This is a genomic window from Nitrosomonas sp. Nm51 (assembly GCF_900111165.1).
In the GTDB taxonomy this organism is placed as follows: domain Bacteria; phylum Pseudomonadota; class Gammaproteobacteria; order Burkholderiales; family Nitrosomonadaceae; genus Nitrosomonas.
Genome location: NZ_FOGH01000001.1, coordinates 102,829 through 119,554 on the forward strand (window position 1 = coordinate 102,829; position 16,726 = coordinate 119,554).

15 protein-coding genes are annotated in these 16,726 nt (G+C 45.6%); 12 read left to right on the forward strand and 3 right to left on the reverse strand.

The window, feature by feature from the left end; translation table 11 throughout:
• Positions 1-136 precede the first annotated feature (136 nt).
• From BMY60_RS00460 to BMY60_RS00510, 11 genes are all read left to right on the forward strand, one after another.
• On the forward strand, positions 137-2,869 hold the full coding sequence (locus BMY60_RS00460; protein ID WP_090330348.1) for a FimV/HubP family polar landmark protein: 2,733 nt from the start codon (positions 137-139) through the stop codon (positions 2,867-2,869).
• Between the two features lie 334 nt (positions 2,870-3,203).
• On the forward strand, positions 3,204-4,001 hold the full coding sequence (gene truA / locus BMY60_RS00465; RefSeq protein ID WP_090330349.1) for a tRNA pseudouridine(38-40) synthase TruA: 798 nt from the start codon (positions 3,204-3,206) through the stop codon (positions 3,999-4,001).
• 40 nt (positions 4,002-4,041) lie between these two features.
• The gene (locus tag BMY60_RS00470) at positions 4,042-4,659 is read left to right on the forward strand and encodes a phosphoribosylanthranilate isomerase (protein WP_090330513.1); all 618 of its coding nucleotides are present in this window, start codon (positions 4,042-4,044) and stop codon (positions 4,657-4,659) included.
• The gene (gene trpB, locus BMY60_RS00475) at positions 4,656-5,855 is read left to right on the forward strand and encodes a tryptophan synthase subunit beta (RefSeq protein ID WP_090330350.1); all 1,200 of its coding nucleotides are present in this window, start codon (positions 4,656-4,658) and stop codon (positions 5,853-5,855) included. The genes BMY60_RS00470 and trpB overlap by 4 nt, the downstream gene beginning before the upstream one ends.
• Before the next feature lie 104 nt (positions 5,856-5,959).
• Positions 5,960-6,766, forward strand: a complete 807-nt coding sequence (gene trpA, locus BMY60_RS00480) for a tryptophan synthase subunit alpha (protein WP_090330351.1) — start codon at positions 5,960-5,962, stop codon at positions 6,764-6,766.
• A gap of 28 nt (positions 6,767-6,794) precedes the next feature.
• Positions 6,795-7,667, forward strand: coding sequence for an acetyl-CoA carboxylase, carboxyltransferase subunit beta (accD, locus tag BMY60_RS00485; RefSeq protein WP_090330353.1), 873 nt, complete (start codon positions 6,795-6,797; stop codon positions 7,665-7,667).
• A 93-nt stretch (positions 7,668-7,760) separates the two neighbouring features.
• The gene (gene folC / locus BMY60_RS00490) at positions 7,761-9,053 is read left to right on the forward strand and encodes a bifunctional tetrahydrofolate synthase/dihydrofolate synthase (RefSeq protein ID WP_090330354.1); all 1,293 of its coding nucleotides are present in this window, start codon (positions 7,761-7,763) and stop codon (positions 9,051-9,053) included.
• 23 nt (positions 9,054-9,076) lie between these two features.
• Entirely contained in the window at positions 9,077-9,745 is a 669-nt protein-coding gene (locus BMY60_RS00495) for an SPOR domain-containing protein (RefSeq protein ID WP_090330355.1), read from the forward strand.
• An 89-nt stretch (positions 9,746-9,834) separates the two neighbouring features.
• The gene (locus tag BMY60_RS00500) at positions 9,835-10,338 is read left to right on the forward strand and encodes a CvpA family protein (RefSeq protein ID WP_090330357.1); all 504 of its coding nucleotides are present in this window, start codon (positions 9,835-9,837) and stop codon (positions 10,336-10,338) included.
• A gap of 88 nt (positions 10,339-10,426) precedes the next feature.
• Positions 10,427-11,947, forward strand: coding sequence for an amidophosphoribosyltransferase (gene purF, locus BMY60_RS00505; RefSeq protein ID WP_090330358.1), 1,521 nt, complete (start codon positions 10,427-10,429; stop codon positions 11,945-11,947).
• A 68-nt stretch (positions 11,948-12,015) separates the two neighbouring features.
• Positions 12,016-13,194: an O-succinylhomoserine sulfhydrylase gene (locus tag BMY60_RS00510; RefSeq protein ID WP_090330359.1), complete on the forward strand. Its 1,179-nt coding sequence runs from the start codon at positions 12,016-12,018 to the stop codon at positions 13,192-13,194.
• Between the two features lie 98 nt (positions 13,195-13,292).
• On the opposite strand, the gene BMY60_RS00515 is transcribed toward BMY60_RS00510, so the two are convergent.
• The gene (locus tag BMY60_RS00515) at positions 13,293-13,784 is read right to left on the reverse strand and encodes a peptidylprolyl isomerase (protein WP_090330360.1); all 492 of its coding nucleotides are present in this window, start codon (positions 13,782-13,784) and stop codon (positions 13,293-13,295) included.
• Positions 13,785-13,795: 11 nt separating this feature from the next.
• Positions 13,796-14,389 carry a peptidylprolyl isomerase gene (locus tag BMY60_RS00520; protein ID WP_090330362.1) on the reverse strand — a complete coding sequence of 198 codons (594 nt, stop codon included), beginning with the start codon at positions 14,387-14,389 and terminating at the stop codon, positions 13,796-13,798.
• A 136-nt stretch (positions 14,390-14,525) separates the two neighbouring features.
• Between BMY60_RS00520 and cysS the strand changes: the two genes are divergently transcribed.
• Positions 14,526-15,908 carry a cysteine--tRNA ligase gene (cysS, locus tag BMY60_RS00525; RefSeq protein WP_090330364.1) on the forward strand — a complete coding sequence of 461 codons (1,383 nt, stop codon included), beginning with the start codon at positions 14,526-14,528 and terminating at the stop codon, positions 15,906-15,908.
• Here the strand turns inward: cysS and BMY60_RS00530 are convergent.
• Positions 15,905-16,726 (reverse strand): class I SAM-dependent methyltransferase, encoded by an 822-nt coding sequence (locus BMY60_RS00530; protein WP_177166519.1) that lies wholly within the window; start codon positions 16,724-16,726, stop codon positions 15,905-15,907. The genes cysS and BMY60_RS00530 overlap by 4 nt on opposite strands.

Below are 16,726 nucleotides of genomic sequence, written 5' to 3' on the forward strand. Positions count from 1 at the left end.
GTATTGTCTTAATGTATTGACTCAAATTCTTTTTCAAGGAATTAACATATAATTTCGTGAATATTTAGCGCTTGCATTAGTTGTGTTCGTGCTAGGCTAGGTCTATTTTCTTTTGAGAACAAGAGAGGAGTCTTCAGTGTATACATCGTTTTTTAGAGCATGCCTGTTGTTAATCGGTTTTGTTTTTTCCTTAACTGCTCATGCTGCAGGACTAGGCAAACTGACTATCAACTCCTCTCTTGGGCAACCGCTCAATGCTGAAATCGATCTTGTCACTGTCAGTGAAGATGAAGTTTCTTCATTAAATGCTGAAATTGCCTCGCGCGAAGCATTTGTACAGGCCGGTATACGCTATGAACCTTTCTTCTCTACATTTAAGATTTCTATAGAATCCCGTGTCAATGGCGAACCCTACGTAAAAATTATTTCTCCGCAATCCGTAAACGAACCGTTTCTCAACATGCTGGTGGAGTTGAGCTGGGCCTCAGGGCGATTGTTGCGTGAGTATACCGTTTTACTCGATCCGGCAGACGTTACACCTTCGGAGCCAGTAGCACCGGTCGTGCCGATGTTTCAGGAAAGAACGGAAACAGTGGTTGAGGCGGAGACAGCGCCTGTCGATCAGGCTGCTGCGCAAACAACACCTTTAGCTGCCGCTGATGAACCAGTTACGCAAATGCGCCAACCAGTGCCGACATCACCGAGACCCGGTACATATGGACCGATTCTGGAAGGTGATACGCTTTCATCGATTGCCAGGCAGTTTAAACCAGAGTCGGTCAATCTCAATCAGATGCTGGTCGCGATATTCCGGGCAAATCGCGATGCGTTTATTGCGGATAACATGAATTTGCTGAGAACCGGTGTGGTTCTAAATATACCTGATCTGCAAAGAGTAACTGAAATCAATGAAAAAGAAGCCAATGCTGAAGTCAGAGTACAGGTCAGCGACTGGCATAAATACCGCCAGAGTCTGACTTTGTCTGCGGGGCAGCCGCAGGATATGGATGCACTCAGTCAAACGGCTGCTGGAGAAATAACAACTGCGGTAGACAATGCCGCGGCTTCTCGCAGCGAATCGCCAGTAGAGGTATTACGGCTGTCAAGCGGTGAAAAACTTCCGGATTCTCAGGATGGATTCTCTGACTTAAGTGCGCAGGAACGGATACGCATGATGGAAGAAGATGCCATTGCGCGCAATCTTGCATTAAAAGAGGCGAATGAACGTGTCGCGATGCTGGAAAAGAACATTGAGAATCTGCAAAAACTATTATCGTTGCAAAATTCCGAGTTGGCGCAGGCGCAGATAAATGCAGAAACACAGGCGCAACCATCGCAAACTGAAACAGAGGCGCTGGAGATCATTCCGGAGAAATCTGTTGCGTCGCCCGATGATGAATTTGGCGTGCTTTCCGAAAATGAATCTACGTTTGAGCTGGATGTTGCTAGCGAAGATGATTCGTTTTCATTGCCAGCCAAGGATGCAACTGTCCAGGATGGTGCTGAAACTGAAGCATTAGCTACTTTGTCGCCTGCTACACAGGTTGAATTAGCAGCAAATTCAGTTCTGGCTCCGGAGTCAGAGGAAGCGTCCTGGTTTGATCGGGTTACGGGTAATATGATGTATATTGGCGCTGTTTCTGCCTTATTGCTGCTTACTTTGCTAGCCTTCATTCTCAGGCGTCGCAGACAAGCTGCTGCGGCTGAAGCTGAGGCAGAGGAGTCCAGATACGAAGAATTGTCGTCGGCGCTGCGCGATAAAACGGCTGCTGCTGTTGCTGCTGCCCATGTTGTCGATCAAAAAACTGATGGTCAGAATGATTTTGAACAGACGAATCAATTTTTCTCACAAGAAGAATCACAGGAAAAAGATGATTCAGCAGCATTTGACTTGTCAACGGATGAAAATGAAAGCCCGGAAATTCCAAAAAATAAATTGTACGATGCTGATCAACCGATTGAATTGGATTTTTCAAAGGAAAATGAAGAAGCTGATGCGGGAATTGAGTCTTCGATAGATGAATCTGATGCTGCCTTAGGCATGAATGCTTTCGATGAAAGTATTTCAGAAGCGAAAAGCTTAGATGATACGCTACAGGAAAATACCGATCAGATACTTGATTTTAATGCTGAAACGGAGGCAATGGTTGCGATGGATCAGGAAGCTTCTGTTGAAAACAGTGAAATCGATGAAGCGCATATTATGGATTTTACGGCCGAAACATCGCGTTCGACAGAAGATGCCAAATCAGATTACGAACTGAAAATCGATTTTGATGATGAGCTAAACTCAGAAATTAACGACGCGATGCAGATGGATCTTGCAGATGACAAGCTGACAATGGAATCGACTGAGTCGGAATCAAAATCCGATATTGAGAATGCGCTTGATTTTTCAGTGGATTCTTCAACAATTGATCTTTCTGACGAGAGTAATCTGCTAAATGAATCAGCACATGGGGTGACTACCCCGGAAAGTGAGGATAATACCTCTGATGCGCCTGGATTGGATTTTACATCTGAGCCCGAATTGCCAGAAATCGTATCTGAGGGCAATGAGACGCTCTCTTCAGATTCAGACAAGCTTATATCTGAAGTTGATTTTTCAGATATCGACCTGAATGTAGAAAACACATCTGGATCTGTTGAAAATAAAGCTGATGAAGAGATTGAGACAGTTGAGTCTGCATCAGATGAACCTGAAGCAAGAAGTGAGCAATGGCACGAAATTGAAACCAAAATTGATCTAGCAAAAGCTTATCTGGAAATGGAAGACATGGAAGGTGCGCGAGAGATGCTCGAGGAAGTCGTGCAGGAAGGTGACGAAAATCAGCAAAAAACGGCTAGAGAGTTGTTGGAAAAGCTTTAGTGGATTGGTTTAGCATGTACGGCGGATCTCATTCGCGATGACCGCAACTCGCTGATTGCAGCTAGTACTCTATCAATATGATATTGCCGTGTACAGCGTTACCGTAGTGCTTTGCAGTAAGGCACAGTGCGCAAGAAAGGGTTATTCCCTTTTCAAGCAGTGTAACGCGACTGCAGAGCACCACGATAACGCCCAGTGGGTGGGCTGGTCAGTGACCATGGACTGCGCTCGTGTCTTTTGGTAATAGAACGCTATTGCCTGCAAGACACGCCTTGCCATGAGCACTGACAAGTTCACTGTACACGACAATATCATATTGATAGGGTACTAGATTGTGAGAATTGTACTCATACTTGAATACAATGGCAGCAATTATTGCGGATGGCAGAGTCAACCATGCAACTGTTCGATACAGGATAAACTGGAATTTGCTTTATCATGTATCGCGAACGAAAAGATTCGTGTGGTCACTGCCGGCAGAACTGATGCAGGGGTGCATGCTTTATATCAGGTGGTTCATTTCGAAACCACGGTGAGACGGCCGAAAACAGCCTGGATACGTGGTGTTAATACGTTTTTGCCAAAAGATATTGCTGTACTTTGGGCAAGCGAAATTTCCGGTCAGTTTCACGCACGTTTTAGCGCAAATGCGCGCCGTTATCAGTATTTATTGCTTAATCATCCGATTCGTCCTGGCATTCTTTACCAAAAGGCCGGATGGTGCCATCAACCGCTAGATCTTGAAAAAATGCAAACGGCCGCCAGAATATTGCTCGGCAAACATGATTTTTCTGCTTTTCGTGCAGCCGAATGTCAGGCGAAATCGCCAGTGCGCATGTTGACACAATTGGATATATCGCGTCGTGATAACATGATTATGTTTGACCTGTGTGCCAATGCATTTTTGCACCACATGGTGCGCAATATTGTTGGGTGTCTGGTTTACGTCGGCAAGGGGCGATATTCTCCAGATTGGTTACGAATGTTATTGGAAAACGGTGACAGAGCGGCGGCTGCACCAACATTTTCAGCGTCCGGCCTTTATTTGGCGGATATTATATACGATCCGGAGTGGAATCTGCCGCGGATGGAAGGACATACTAACATTACTAATCATTACCGGTTTTCGTAACCTCCTATTGGTAGATTTCAATCAAAATTAAATGTGTTTTATGGTCGTACGCGTAAAAATATGCGGTATTACCCGTATTGAGGATGCAATGACGGCGGCTAGTTGGGGTGCAGATGCTATCGGCTTTGTATTCTGGCCAAATAGCTCGCGTTATGTGACGCCGCGTCAGGCTGCCGAAATTTCGGCTAACATACCTGCTTTTATCAATACTGTCGGTGTTTATGTTGATCCTGATCCAGATTGGGTTAATGAGACCGCTAGAATTGCAAAATTGAGTTTGCTGCAGTTTCACGGTGACGAAGAACGGGATTTTTGTGGTCAGTTTTTCTTACCCTACATCAAAGCAATTCGCGTCAGGGAAGACATGGATTTGTTACAATATGCCAGTCGCTATAACACTGCAAAAGGATTGTTGTTGGATACCTACACAAAAAACATGCCGGGGGGAACGGGAAGTATATTCGATTGGAGTTTAATTCCCCGGCAATTGCCGTTACCAGTAATTTTGTCGGGTGGATTGAATGTTGAAAATATATCGATGGCGATCAAACAGGTTCGCCCCTGGGCAGTGGATGTTTCCAGTGGTGTTGAAGCTGATAAAGGTATAAAAGATGCGCAGAAAATTTCTGCTTTTATGCGAGGAGTTCGGGAAAAATGAATATATATGATCTGCCGGACAAGCAAGGTCATTTTGGCCCTTACGGCGGCGTGTTCGTCGCTGAAACACTGATTTCGGCACTGGATGAATTGCGAGAACAATATGATCACTATCGAAATAATGCCGCGTTCCAGAATGAGTTTGCAAACGAATTAAAACATTATGTCGGGCGGCCAAGCCCGATTTATCATGCCAGGCGTTGGTCGGAGCATCTTGGCGGTGCACAGATTCTGTTAAAGCGCGAAGACTTGAATCATACCGGAGCGCATAAAGTCAATAATACGGTCGGTCAGGCTTTACTGGCCCGGCGTATGGGTAAAAGCCGGGTTATTGCGGAAACAGGGGCGGGACAACATGGTGTGGCCACCGCTACAGTGGCTGCGCGCTATGGGATGCAGTGTGTTGTTTATATGGGTTCTGAAGATGTTCGGCGACAGGCGACCAATGTATACCGGATGAAGTTGCTGGGAGCTGAGGTGGTGCAGGTTAAATCAGGCTCCCGAACTTTGAAGGATGCTTTGAATGAGGCCATGCGCGACTGGGTGACGCAAGTTGAAAATACGTTTTATATTATCGGCACAGTCGCCGGGCCGCATCCATATCCAATGATGGTACGGGATTTTCAGACAGTTATTGGAACCGAAGCTAAAATACAAATGCAAGAAGCTTATGGCAAACAACCCGATGTGTTAATAGCGTGTGTCGGGGGAGGGTCAAACGCAATCGGCCTGTTTTATCCCTATATCGATGACCAAAGCGTGCGAATGATAGGTGTCGAAGCTGCCGGTAAGGGATTGGAAACAAATAAACATGCAGCCACCTTAAGCAAAGGAAAACCCGGAGTGTTGCATGGAAACCGCACGTATTTGATACAAGATGAAAACGGGCAGATTATTGAAACACACTCCATATCGGCCGGGCTGGATTATCCTGGCGTGGGGCCCGAGCATGCATGGCTTAAAGATATTCATCGGGCTGAGTATGTCGGGGTTACAGACGACGAGGCACTAGCGGCATTTCATGCCCTATGCCGATTTGAAGGCATTATGCCGGCGCTCGAATCAAGTCATGCCTTGGCCTATGCTGCTAAATTCGCGCCAACACTTGCAAAAAACCAGTTGATACTCGTCAATCTCTCCGGGCGGGGCGATAAAGATATGGCGACCGTTGCACAAATGTCCGGAATAGCGCTCTAGCATCGGCAGGCACCGTCAACGGTGTATTATGAAACTGCTATCACTTCAATTATGCGTGATTGCCGGTCTGACATCCCGTATTTTAAACATTTTTATCAATAAGTATGAATCGCATAGCACAAACATTTTCTGTTTTGCAGTCAAATCACAAGAAGGCGCTTATTCCCTTTATTACCGCAGGAGACCCTGCTCCCGCATTAACCGTTGAATTAATGCATAGCCTGGTCAACGCCGGGTCGGATATTATTGAACTGGGCGTGCCATTTTCTGATCCTATGGCTGATGGGCCGACAATACAACGCTCTTCGGAGCGTGCATTAAAGCACCGTGTAGGGTTACATGACGTGTTGAGCATGGTGTCGGAATTCCGAAAAGAAAATATGCGGACACCTGTTGTTTTAATGGGCTATGCCAATCCTGTAGAAGCAATGGGTTACAAATACTTTGCTGCCCAGGCAGAAAAAGCAGGTATTGATGGTGTGCTGACTGTGGATTATCCACCGGAAGAATGCGAAGAATGGGTCCGGTGTCTTGAGCAACATGGGTTGGATACCATATTTTTGTTATCGCCAACGTCAACGCAATCCCGTATAGCGCAAGTTGCAAAACTGGCGAAAGGTTATATTTATTATGTTTCATTAAAAGGGGTTACCGGCGCTTCGCATCTTGATTTAAAAAGCGTGGCGTTAAGACTTGAAGAATTGCGCGCGGTGATCTCCATACCTATCGGGGTTGGCTTTGGAATACGTGACGGTAAGACAGCAGGCGCCGTAGCCAAACTTGCGGATGCGGTGGTTATTGGCAGCCGGATTATTGAAGAAATTGAACATTCGCCACAAAACAAATTGTTGAGTAATGTGGCTGAATTGGTTGCACGGATGCGCGAAGCCATTGATGCACAACGTAGTTAAATTCAGTTTTGAATAAGAGGCCGTATTTATGAGCTGGTTTCAGAATATTATTCCACCTAAAATCAAACGTAAAGAGAATGGTGAAAAAAAAATAGTTCCGGAAGGACTGTGGAGCAAATGTAGTTCCTGTGAGGCCGTCCTTTATTGTACCGATCTTGTAAAGAACATGAGTGTTTGTCCACGCTGTGATTTTCATAATCGTATTTCTGCCAGAACACGTTTGGATTACTTCCTGGATGAACATAGCCGGCAGGAAATCGGTGCGCAGATTCAGCCGACAGATCCGTTGAAGTTCAAGGACAGTAAACGTTATGTGGATCGTCTTTCGCAAGCCAAATCCAGCATCGATGAGGGTGATGCCCTCATAGTCATGAGTGGCAGCGTTTTATCAGTACCCGTTGTCGCAGCCGTTTTCGAATTTGGGTTTATGGGGGGATCGATGGGCTCGGTGGTCGGAGAGCGTTTTGTACGCGGTGTCAACACCTGCATTGCAAATCAACTGCCGTTTGTATGTTTTAGTGCCAGTGGCGGTGCGCGCATGCAAGAAGGTCTGTTTTCACTCATGCAAATGGCCAAAACAACAGCAGCATTGACGCGTCTGAGCCGTGAAAAATTGCCATTTATTTCCGTTCTGACGGATCCAACCATGGGGGGCGTGTCTGCCAGTTTTGCGTTTATTGGTGATGTTGTTATTGCCGAGCCCGGTGCGCTGATTGGTTTTGCCGGTCCACGCGTAATCGAGCAGACAGTGCGTCAGAAATTACCGGAAGGTTTTCAACGCGCCGAGTTTTTACTGGAGCATGGAGCCGTTGATATGATAATTGATCGCCGACAGATACGTGAAAAAATCGCGAACTTGTGTACATTGCTGATGCGTGGCGCCATGCCAGTAACTGCTTGAGTCAATTCAATTCGGGTCGGGTTTCATTGTTCTCAGATCTGAGTTTTTTGCTTTCATATCCTGTTGCGTGACTGTGTACCCAGAACTGACTCAATGCATATTGCCGGAAAGCCAGGCGATTTGACCGAATGGCTTGATTATCTGGAAAAACTTCATCCCAAATCAATTGATATGGGACTCGAACGCGTTGATCGAGTGCGCAACGAACTCAGGCTGACGCCGTTTTTCCCGGTAATTGTTGTAGGCGGCACCAACGGTAAAGGTTCCGTTTGCGCGATAATGGAATCCATCCTGACTGCGGCAGATTATCGTGTCGGCTGTTACACCTCGCCGCATTTGATTCGTTACAATGAACGCATTCATGTCAAGCAACAGGTAGTCTCCGATGCGCAACTGCTCAGGGCATTTAACACTGTTGAGCAGGCCAGAAAAAAGTGTGATGTCTCGCTGACTTATTTCGAATTCGGAACACTGGCTGCCATGCATGTGTTTATGGTTGAACGGATTGATGTCGCCATACTTGAAGTCGGGCTGGGTGGGCGGCTTGATGCCGTAAACATTTTTGATGCCGATTGCGCCATTCTGACCAATGTTGAACTTGATCATCAAGAATATCTCGGCGATTCCCGCGAAGCGATTGGATATGAAAAAGCCGGAATTTTCAGGCGAGAAAAGCCGGTTGTCTGTGCAGAAGCGGATTTGCCGTTGAGCGTGTTGCATCATGCGCAAAAAACAGGTGCACAAATCAATGTGATTCATCAGGATTTCGGGTTTGTTCAAGAAAGCAATCGCCAGTGGCAGTTCTGGAGCCGTCAAAACCGCCTGTATATGTTACCGCTGCCGGCATTACGCGGCAGCAACCAGTTGCATAACGCAAGTGCCTGCCTCATGGCGTTGGAGCAATTGCGCGAGCAACTTCAGATCAGCATACAGGCGATACGCGAAGGCCTGTTGTGTGTTACCTTGCCAGGAAGGTTCCAGTTGGTATCAATGCGGCCAATGATTATTCTGGATGTTGCCCATAATCCCGCTGCCGCTGCTGTTCTGGCAAAAAATCTGGAGATGACCCCATCGGCAGGAAAGACTTATGCAGTTTTTGCAATGCTGCAGGATAAGGATATAGCAGGAGTTGTTGAGGTGCTAAAAAATCATATCGACATCTGGCTGATATCATCCACTGATGCTGCAAGGGGCGCTCATGCCCGTCAATTATTGCAAATTCTTTACAAGTCGGACATTACCAGTGAGAATAATACGATTCGTGAATTTGAAAACGTTATTTCAGCTTATGCATTTGCCTGTGAACAGGCTGACAAAAATGATAGAATTTGTGTGTTCGGTTCTTTTTTTACAGTTGGTGCTGTCTTGCAATATCATGGAAAATAGTTTGTCAAGCAGGGATATTTGGTATGAATAAAAATATCACTGAAGAAGAGTTGTTACTCAGAAAACGCGCAAGACGCCGACTGGTTGGCGCGATTGTACTGGTCGTGGCGGCAATCGTCATTCTGCCCTTGATTTTTGATGAACCAAAGCCAGATACGGAGACACATGAAATTGATATTCATCTGTTTCCGCAGGATGATATCAGTGAAATTCCACCCTTAGTCCTGCCTTCAGAAAATTTTTCATCAGAGAACCTTGAACAAACTGAACAAAATAATGGCCGGTCGGAGCTGTCATCGGATTTGACACCTGACTTTTCCGAAACACTAGAGCCAAATGATCAATTAAGCGCGGATGACGCTCATGATGAACGTAAGCAGACTGGCCGCATCCCAATTCCGGGGATCAAACCACGATTGGTTCCAGTTCAAACTGAGCGCTCTGTTCAATCCGGTCAAACTTCCGGACAGTTTGTTGTACAGCTGGGAGCGTTTTCGGATCAGTCGAAAGCACAGCAACAACTGCACAATCTTAAAACGAATGGTTTAAATGCGTTTACAGAAACGCACACGGTTAATGGAAAGGTTGTAACGCGTGTGCGTATCGGCCCGTTTTCAAGCCGTGACACTGCAGAAAACGAATTGAAAAAATTGAGACGGCAGGGATTGGATGGCGTAGTAACCCCCAGATAATACTGAATTGCAATACAATGACACTGCATCATTTCATTTAGGTTGTAAAGAACCGGTCCGTAATTTTATCGATTGCAGTTTTCTTTCTAATGACCGTTTTTGATTATATCGTTCTGGGGATTTTTTTTATTTCGATCATTTTGAGTATCATTCGTGGGTTAGTGCGTGAGGTTCTCTCTATAGCAGGTTGGGTTATCGCCTTTATTGCAGCAAGTGCGTACGCATACGACTTTGAGCCCTATATTCCTTCTGAGATCGATGGAGAATCGCTGCGGGTTATTGCGGCGTTTATTGCTGTTTTTATAGTCACATTGGTTGTTACTGTTTTGATCACCATGTTATTAAATGCGCTGATCAAGAACATCGGTTTAGGATTTATCGATAGAACCTTGGGTGCTTTTTTTGGATTTGCACGGGCCTTTATTATTGTTTTGGTCATGGTTTTGATAGCAGGTTTGACCGCATTACCGCAGCAGCCAATGTGGCGCCATGCTGTGTTAAGTCCTGCACTGGAGATTGTCGCCCTGGAGGTTTTGCCCTGGCTGCCGGATGATTTGTCAAAACGAATCAGCTATGAAAAAAAGAGTAGCTGATCTGGTATAAAAAATTAGAAGGTTGTTACCGTGATTGCGCGGTCATTATCGGTTTTTGTTATCTGTACAGTATAAACGGAGTACGCCTATGTGCGGAGTATTAGGTATTGTTGCAAAATCACCGGTCAATCAATTGCTTTATGACGGTCTGCTGATGCTGCAACATCGCGGACAGGATGCTGGCGGCATCGTAACGGCACAGGGCAATACGTTTCATATGCATAAAGGACTGGGATTGGTGAGCGGTGTTTTTCGCACCCGTAACATGTATGAACTTCAAGGCAATATGGGCATTGGACATGTACGTTATCCAACGGCTGGATCGTCTAAGTCACCCGCTGAAGCACAGCCTTTTTATGTAAATTCTCCATTCGGTATCGTTCTAGGCCATAATGGTAACCTGACCAATGCTGAGCAACTGAACCAGGAACTGTTTCGAACTGATTTGCGTCATGTCAATACGCATTCAGATTCGGAAGTATTATTGAATGTATTGGCGCATGAACTGCAAGAACGGGCAGGTAATTGTCATCTTGATCCGAAAACCATTTTTGCCGCTGTCAATGGCGTGCATAAACGTTGCGCAGGTGCTTATGCCGTCGTTGCGATGATTGCCGGCTATGGGCTGCTGGCATTTCGTGATCCGCACGGTATCCGTCCACTTGTTTATGGCACAGCAGAAACAGAAAAAGGTACTGAGTATCTGGTTGCTTCGGAAAGTGTAGCAATGGATACGTTAAATTTTCGGCTGGCGCGTGACATTGCGCCAGGAGAGGCGATTTTTATTGATGAAACAGGTGGTTTTTATAGTCAGCAGTGCGCAGACAATGCAAGCCAGAATCCATGTATTTTTGAATATGTGTATCTGGCACGCCCGGATTCTGTCATAGATGGCGTTTCAGTTTATGAAACGAGACTGAACATGGGTGAGTCGTTGGCGGATAAAATTACCCGGTCCATGCACCATCTTGATATTGATGTAGTCATTCCAATTCCTGATTCCAGCCGTCCAAGTGCGTTGCAACTGTCCAACCAGTTAGGTGTCGATTTTCGTGAAGGCTTTATCAAGAATCGTTATGTCGGACGCACATTTATAATGCCAGGACAACAGCTACGCAAAAAATCCGTGCGTCAAAAGCTCAATGCAATGAGTATCGAGTTTAAAGGAAAAAATGTTTTACTCGTTGACGATTCAATCGTACGTGGTACAACAAGTCGAGAAATCGTACAAATGGCGCGGGATGCGGGTGCCAAGAAAATTTATTTTGCATCAGCGTCACCGCCAGTGCGGTTTCCAAATGTGTATGGAATCGATATGCCGACACGGCGAGAACTGATTGCAACTGAGCGTGATACAGAAAAAATCTGTCATGAAATAGGTGCAGATTACCTGATTTTTCAGGAACTGGATGCATTGACGCACGCAGTTTCGAAAATAAAACCAGAGTTGTCGCATTTTGAAACGTCCTGCTTTAATGGTAACTATGTCGCAGGTAATGTTACGTTGGAGTATTTGGAAGCGCTTGAAGCTAAAAGAAATTCCGAACAAGCTGGCAGACGGGCCTCATGGAAAACACAACTTGATCTGAGTCTGACTGTATCAGATTAATTGTAAACGCCCTCTAGCTGACAACATATCCTATCATTTGTTAAGTTTATCCAGGAGTAAATCATTTAATGTCTGACGATCAACTTAAACCCGAAACACGTGCGCTACGAACGGGAATACATCGCAGCCAGTTTAATGAACATTCGGAAGCACTTTATTTGACGTCCAGTTTTGTTTTTAATAGTGCAGCGCAGGCTGCGGCGCGTTTTTCGGGAGAAGAACCCGGGAATATATATTCACGTTTTACCAATCCAACAGTTACCGCGCTGGAAGAACGGCTTGCAGCTATGGAAGGTGCGGAAACCTGTGTTGCTACTTCAACCGGAATGTCAGCAATTCTGGCATGTGTTATGGGTTTGTTATCAGCCGGCGATCATGTTGTTGCATCGCAGAGTCTGTTCGGTGCTACCGTTAATCTGTTTAACAATATCCTGAAAAAATTTAATGTTGACACTACGTTTGTATCTGCAACCGATATGGATGCATGGTATTCGGCCGTTCAGCCGAATACCAAACTTTTTTTTCTGGAAACACCGTCCAATCCGTTAACTGAAATTTCCGATATTGCCGGCTTGGCGAAAATCGCCAGAAAGTCGGGTGCGTGGCTTGTGGTTGACAATTGCTTCTGTACCCCTATCTTGCAAAGGCCCATTGAGTTGGGTGCGGATATCGTTATTCATTCGGCGACAAAATATCTGGATGGCCAGGGCAGAGTGCTGGGAGGGGCTGTTCTGGGCAGCCGGGAACTGATGATGGAGGGCGGTGTTTACGGATTTCTGCGCACTGCCGGCCCAACTTTGAGCGCTTTTAATGCATGGGTGATTTTGAAAGGATTGGAAACGCTCAAAGTGCGTATGGACGCGCACTCAAAAAACGCCTTGCAAATGGCGCAGTGGCTGTCGGCACACCCAAATGTTGAACGGGTTTTTTACCCTGGACTGCCATCTCATCCGCAACATGAATTGGCCGTGCGCCAGCAAAGCACTGGCGGCGGTATCGTCACATTTGAGATTAAAGGCGGCAGAGAAGCTGCCTGGCGTGTCATAGACAATACGCGGCTGATATCTATTACAGCCAATTTGGGAGATGCGAAGACTACGCTGACACACCCGGCTACGACAACGCATGGCCGTATCGGTCAGGAAGCGCGTGATGCGGCAGGTATTACCGGCGGCTTGTTGCGGATCGCGGTCGGACTGGAGGCAGTGGAGGATATTCAGGCCGATCTGGCCAGAGGGCTTGGCTAACTCCATCAACTTTATCGCGACCAGTTGATGGAGTCGAGCGGCTCACCGCTCATTCAATTGGGCCGTATTTATGCTGGTGCCGCCTAATCTTGGTCTCTTTAGATAACTTCGGCCTTTTCAATCACAATATCATCAAGTGGAACATTTTGATGGCCGCTGCGGTCGCCTGTTTTGATTTTTTTTATTTTATCTACTATAGCCTGACCTTCCACGACTTTGCCAAAAACACAATATCCAAATCCCTGGGTGGTGGGTTCTTTGTAGTTGAGAAATCCGTTATTCGCGACATTGATGAAAAATTGTGATGTGGCTGAATGAACGTCCGCGGTCCTTGCCATAGCAATGGTATAAATTTCGTTTTTCAGGCCGTTAGCAGCTTCATTTTGAATGGGCGGATTGGTTTTTTTTTGTCTCATGTCAGGCTCGAAGCCACCTCCCTGAATCATGAAGTCATCTATCACGCGGTGAAAAATTGTGTTGTTATAAAACCCGCTGGTGACATAATTCAAAAAATTCTGTACTGTTTCAGGCGCTTTCTCAGCGTCAAGCGCAAGCGTAATATCGCCATAGTTTGTTGTCAGTTTGATCATAATATTTCCTGTTATTGCTGTTTCTTATTGTCTTCGAATGTTAAGACAGAGATATCTTCAATCGTAATTATTGTCCTGGGAACATCTCCGGGAAACGGGCCGCCAGAACCGGTAGGCGTTTTAGCAATCTGGTGAACGATATTCATGCCATCGGTCACTTCGCCGAAAACGGTGTAGCCGTACCCTCTTGCGTTAGGCGCGGTGTAATTCAAAAATGTGTTATTTGCAACATTAATGAAAAACTGCGCTGTTGCCGAATGCGGGTCGGATGTTCTTGCCATGGCAATGGTGCCTATTTCATTTTTCAAACCGTTATTGGCTTCATTTGCGATCGGGCCGCGTGTGGTTTTCTGATTGAAAGCCGTGTCAAAACCACCACCTTGAATCATGAAATTGGGGATAACGCGATGAAAAATTGTGTTGTTATAAAATCCGTTTTCAACATAACGTAAAAAATTCTCGACAGTTTTGGGTGCTTTCTCCGGATAGAGTTCCAGCGTAATAGGTCCGAAATTTGTTTTTATGATTACCTGGGGGTTGGCGGCGTGACCGGTAATGTTCCAGAAAATGAATAAAACGGCTGCAAAAAACTGTGTAAAACGCATTAGATTTCCTGTAATTTGATTGTTTTAAAGTCGAGGAATTAACGGTAACTTGGTATGTTATACTCCCCAAGTTTTTGTGCTCGCACTGGATTCTATCAAGAAGACGAATCATTCTACAATTATAACGTTTCCTCGCATGTTGAAAATCTATAATACTTTAATACGCGACAAGCAGAATTTTGTCCCCTTAACGCCCGGAAGAGTGACAATCTATGTATGCGGTATGACAGTCTACGATTTTTGTCATCTTGGTCATGCGCGTGTTCTGGTTGTGTTCGATATGGTTGTTCGCTGGTTGAGAGTGAGTGGGTTTGAGGTCACTTATGTCCGGAATGTCACCGATATCGATGATAAAATTATTCAACGTGCACTTGAAAATAATGAAACGATTAAATTGTTGACAGAACGTTTCATTGCAGCAATGGAACAGGATGCTGCGATACTGGGTGTTGACAGGCCAACGTACGAACCGCGGGCCACGCAGTTTGTTGAAAATATGATTGCTATGATTCAGAAGTTGGTCAACAGATCATTGGCCTATGTGGCTGCTAATGGTGACGTTTATTATGCGGTGCATCGTTTCCCAGGGTATGGAAAATTGTCTGGCAAATCATTGGATGATCTGCGGGCGGGTGAACGTGTTGGAATCGATACAAATAAAAAAGATCCGTTGGATTTCGTCTTGTGGAAATCCGCCAAGCCGGGTGAACCTTCCTGGGAATCGCCGTGGGGCAGGGGAAGGCCGGGCTGGCATATCGAGTGTTCCGCCATGAGCGAACACTATCTGGGCAAGCAATTCGATATTCATGGCGGCGGTCAGGATTTGCAGTTTCCGCATCATGAAAATGAAATAGCCCAGAGTGAAGGGGCGCACGATCATCCTTTTGTCAATTACTGGATGCACAACGGCTTTGTCCGGATCGACAGTGAAAAAATGTCCAAGTCGCTGGGCAATTTCTTTACCGTAAGAGAAGTGCTAAAAAACTATCAACCAGAGGTTGTCCGGTTTTTTATATTGCGTGCGCACTATCGCAGTCCGTTGAACTATTCGGATCAACATCTAAGGGATGCGAAGCTTGCTCTGGATCGTTTGTATATTGCGCTGAAAGATTTTGAATTCGTCGATAGCAGCGAAATAGACTGGACAAATGAACATGCGCGGGCGTTCCAGTTTGCGATGAACGACGACTTCAATACGCCTGAAGCGATTGCGGTTCTGTTTGAGCTAGCCAGTATTGTTAATAAAACGCGGTCAGCACTGCATGCAACGCTACTTAAATTACTGGGCGGTGTTCTGGGGTTACTGCAGCAATCGCCGCATTTGTATTTGCAGCACGCACCTGATTCGTCTGAAACAGAGCGCATTTCCGCCGAACAGATTGAACAGATGATACAGCAACGGCTAAAAGCCCGAAAAAACGGGCATTATGCCGAGGCGGATACAATACGCCAGAATCTTACAGATGCGGGTATCATTCTTGAAGACAGTCCGCAGGGAACGACCTGGCGACGAAATTAAACTTTCTCTGGTATGACTGGATTTTGTATTTTCGTAACGGATGTATCGCTGTCGGATCTGATTCGCCAGATATATAAAGTGGAGCCCGAAAAATCATCGAGTTTGATACAGTCATCAGGAGCAATATCCGGAATTATAAAGGTGTTGCTGATAAAAACACTGCCAGGGCGCATTTCGCTGCATATTTTCTTCCAGAGTATTTTCATTGGTGCAGGCGATAAGTACGCATATACGATGTCGTAGCGAGACAGATTTTGCTGCCATAAATCGCCCCATTGAATGTTGCAGTCTGCTTTCGCAAGCAAGTTTTTTATTTTGCCAATGAAATATGGCAGCAATGCAGCTTCTATGCCATGAAAAGTACCGTTGGCCTTGGTTTTACTTAATAAACTGAGAAGCCCACCGCAGCCACAACCTAAGTCAATAAAAGAAAAATTTTTCTTTTGCGGCAGGTATGTCGATAACGCCTGCGTGACTGCATGGCTGGAGAGATATAAAGGAACTTGTGTCTGATATGTTTTTCCGTACACCAATACAAGCATGCAAAAACCAATGCCGAACCATAACGGAGGAAATCCGAGTGCAAGTGTTGTAATTAATGCCGGAAGAAAACATAGCTGGATTGGAACCCACCAGATATCCATCTTTAAAAAATAGCTGATAAACGCAGCCAGAATTCCTTGTAATAAAGCCCATTCAAAAATTGTTAGCCACGGTGAAATGCTGACTAGCAGGGCTATGACGGTTAATGCGATCAACTGAGAAAATAACGCCATCAATACCGGGCTGCGGCTGGTTTTCATAACAGTGGTGGACAT

Coding starts and splice junctions, on each gene's coding strand:
- BMY60_RS00495 (WP_090330355.1), top strand. CDS start 9,077: ATGAATAAAAATATCACTGAAGAAGAGTTGTTACTCAGAAAACGCGCA.
- trpA (WP_090330351.1), top strand. CDS start 5,960: ATGAATCGCATAGCACAAACATTTTCTGTTTTGCAGTCAAATCACAAG.
- BMY60_RS00500 (WP_090330357.1), top strand. CDS start 9,835: ATGACCGTTTTTGATTATATCGTTCTGGGGATTTTTTTTATTTCGATC.
- cysS (WP_090330364.1), top strand. CDS start 14,526: ATGTTGAAAATCTATAATACTTTAATACGCGACAAGCAGAATTTTGTC.
- accD (WP_090330353.1), top strand. CDS start 6,795: ATGAGCTGGTTTCAGAATATTATTCCACCTAAAATCAAACGTAAAGAG.
- BMY60_RS00515 (WP_090330360.1), bottom strand. CDS start 13,784: ATGATCAAACTGACAACAAACTATGGCGATATTACGCTTGCGCTTGAC.
- folC (WP_090330354.1), top strand. CDS start 7,761: ATGCATATTGCCGGAAAGCCAGGCGATTTGACCGAATGGCTTGATTAT.
- BMY60_RS00510 (WP_090330359.1), top strand. CDS start 12,016: ATGTCTGACGATCAACTTAAACCCGAAACACGTGCGCTACGAACGGGA.
- BMY60_RS00530 (WP_177166519.1), bottom strand. CDS start 16,726: ATGTCCACCACTGTTATGAAAACCAGCCGCAGCCCGGTATTGATGGCG.
- BMY60_RS00470 (WP_090330513.1), top strand. CDS start 4,042: ATGGTCGTACGCGTAAAAATATGCGGTATTACCCGTATTGAGGATGCA.
- purF (WP_090330358.1), top strand. CDS start 10,427: ATGTGCGGAGTATTAGGTATTGTTGCAAAATCACCGGTCAATCAATTG.
- BMY60_RS00520 (WP_090330362.1), bottom strand. CDS start 14,389: ATGCGTTTTACACAGTTTTTTGCAGCCGTTTTATTCATTTTCTGGAAC.
- trpB (WP_090330350.1), top strand. CDS start 4,656: ATGAATATATATGATCTGCCGGACAAGCAAGGTCATTTTGGCCCTTAC.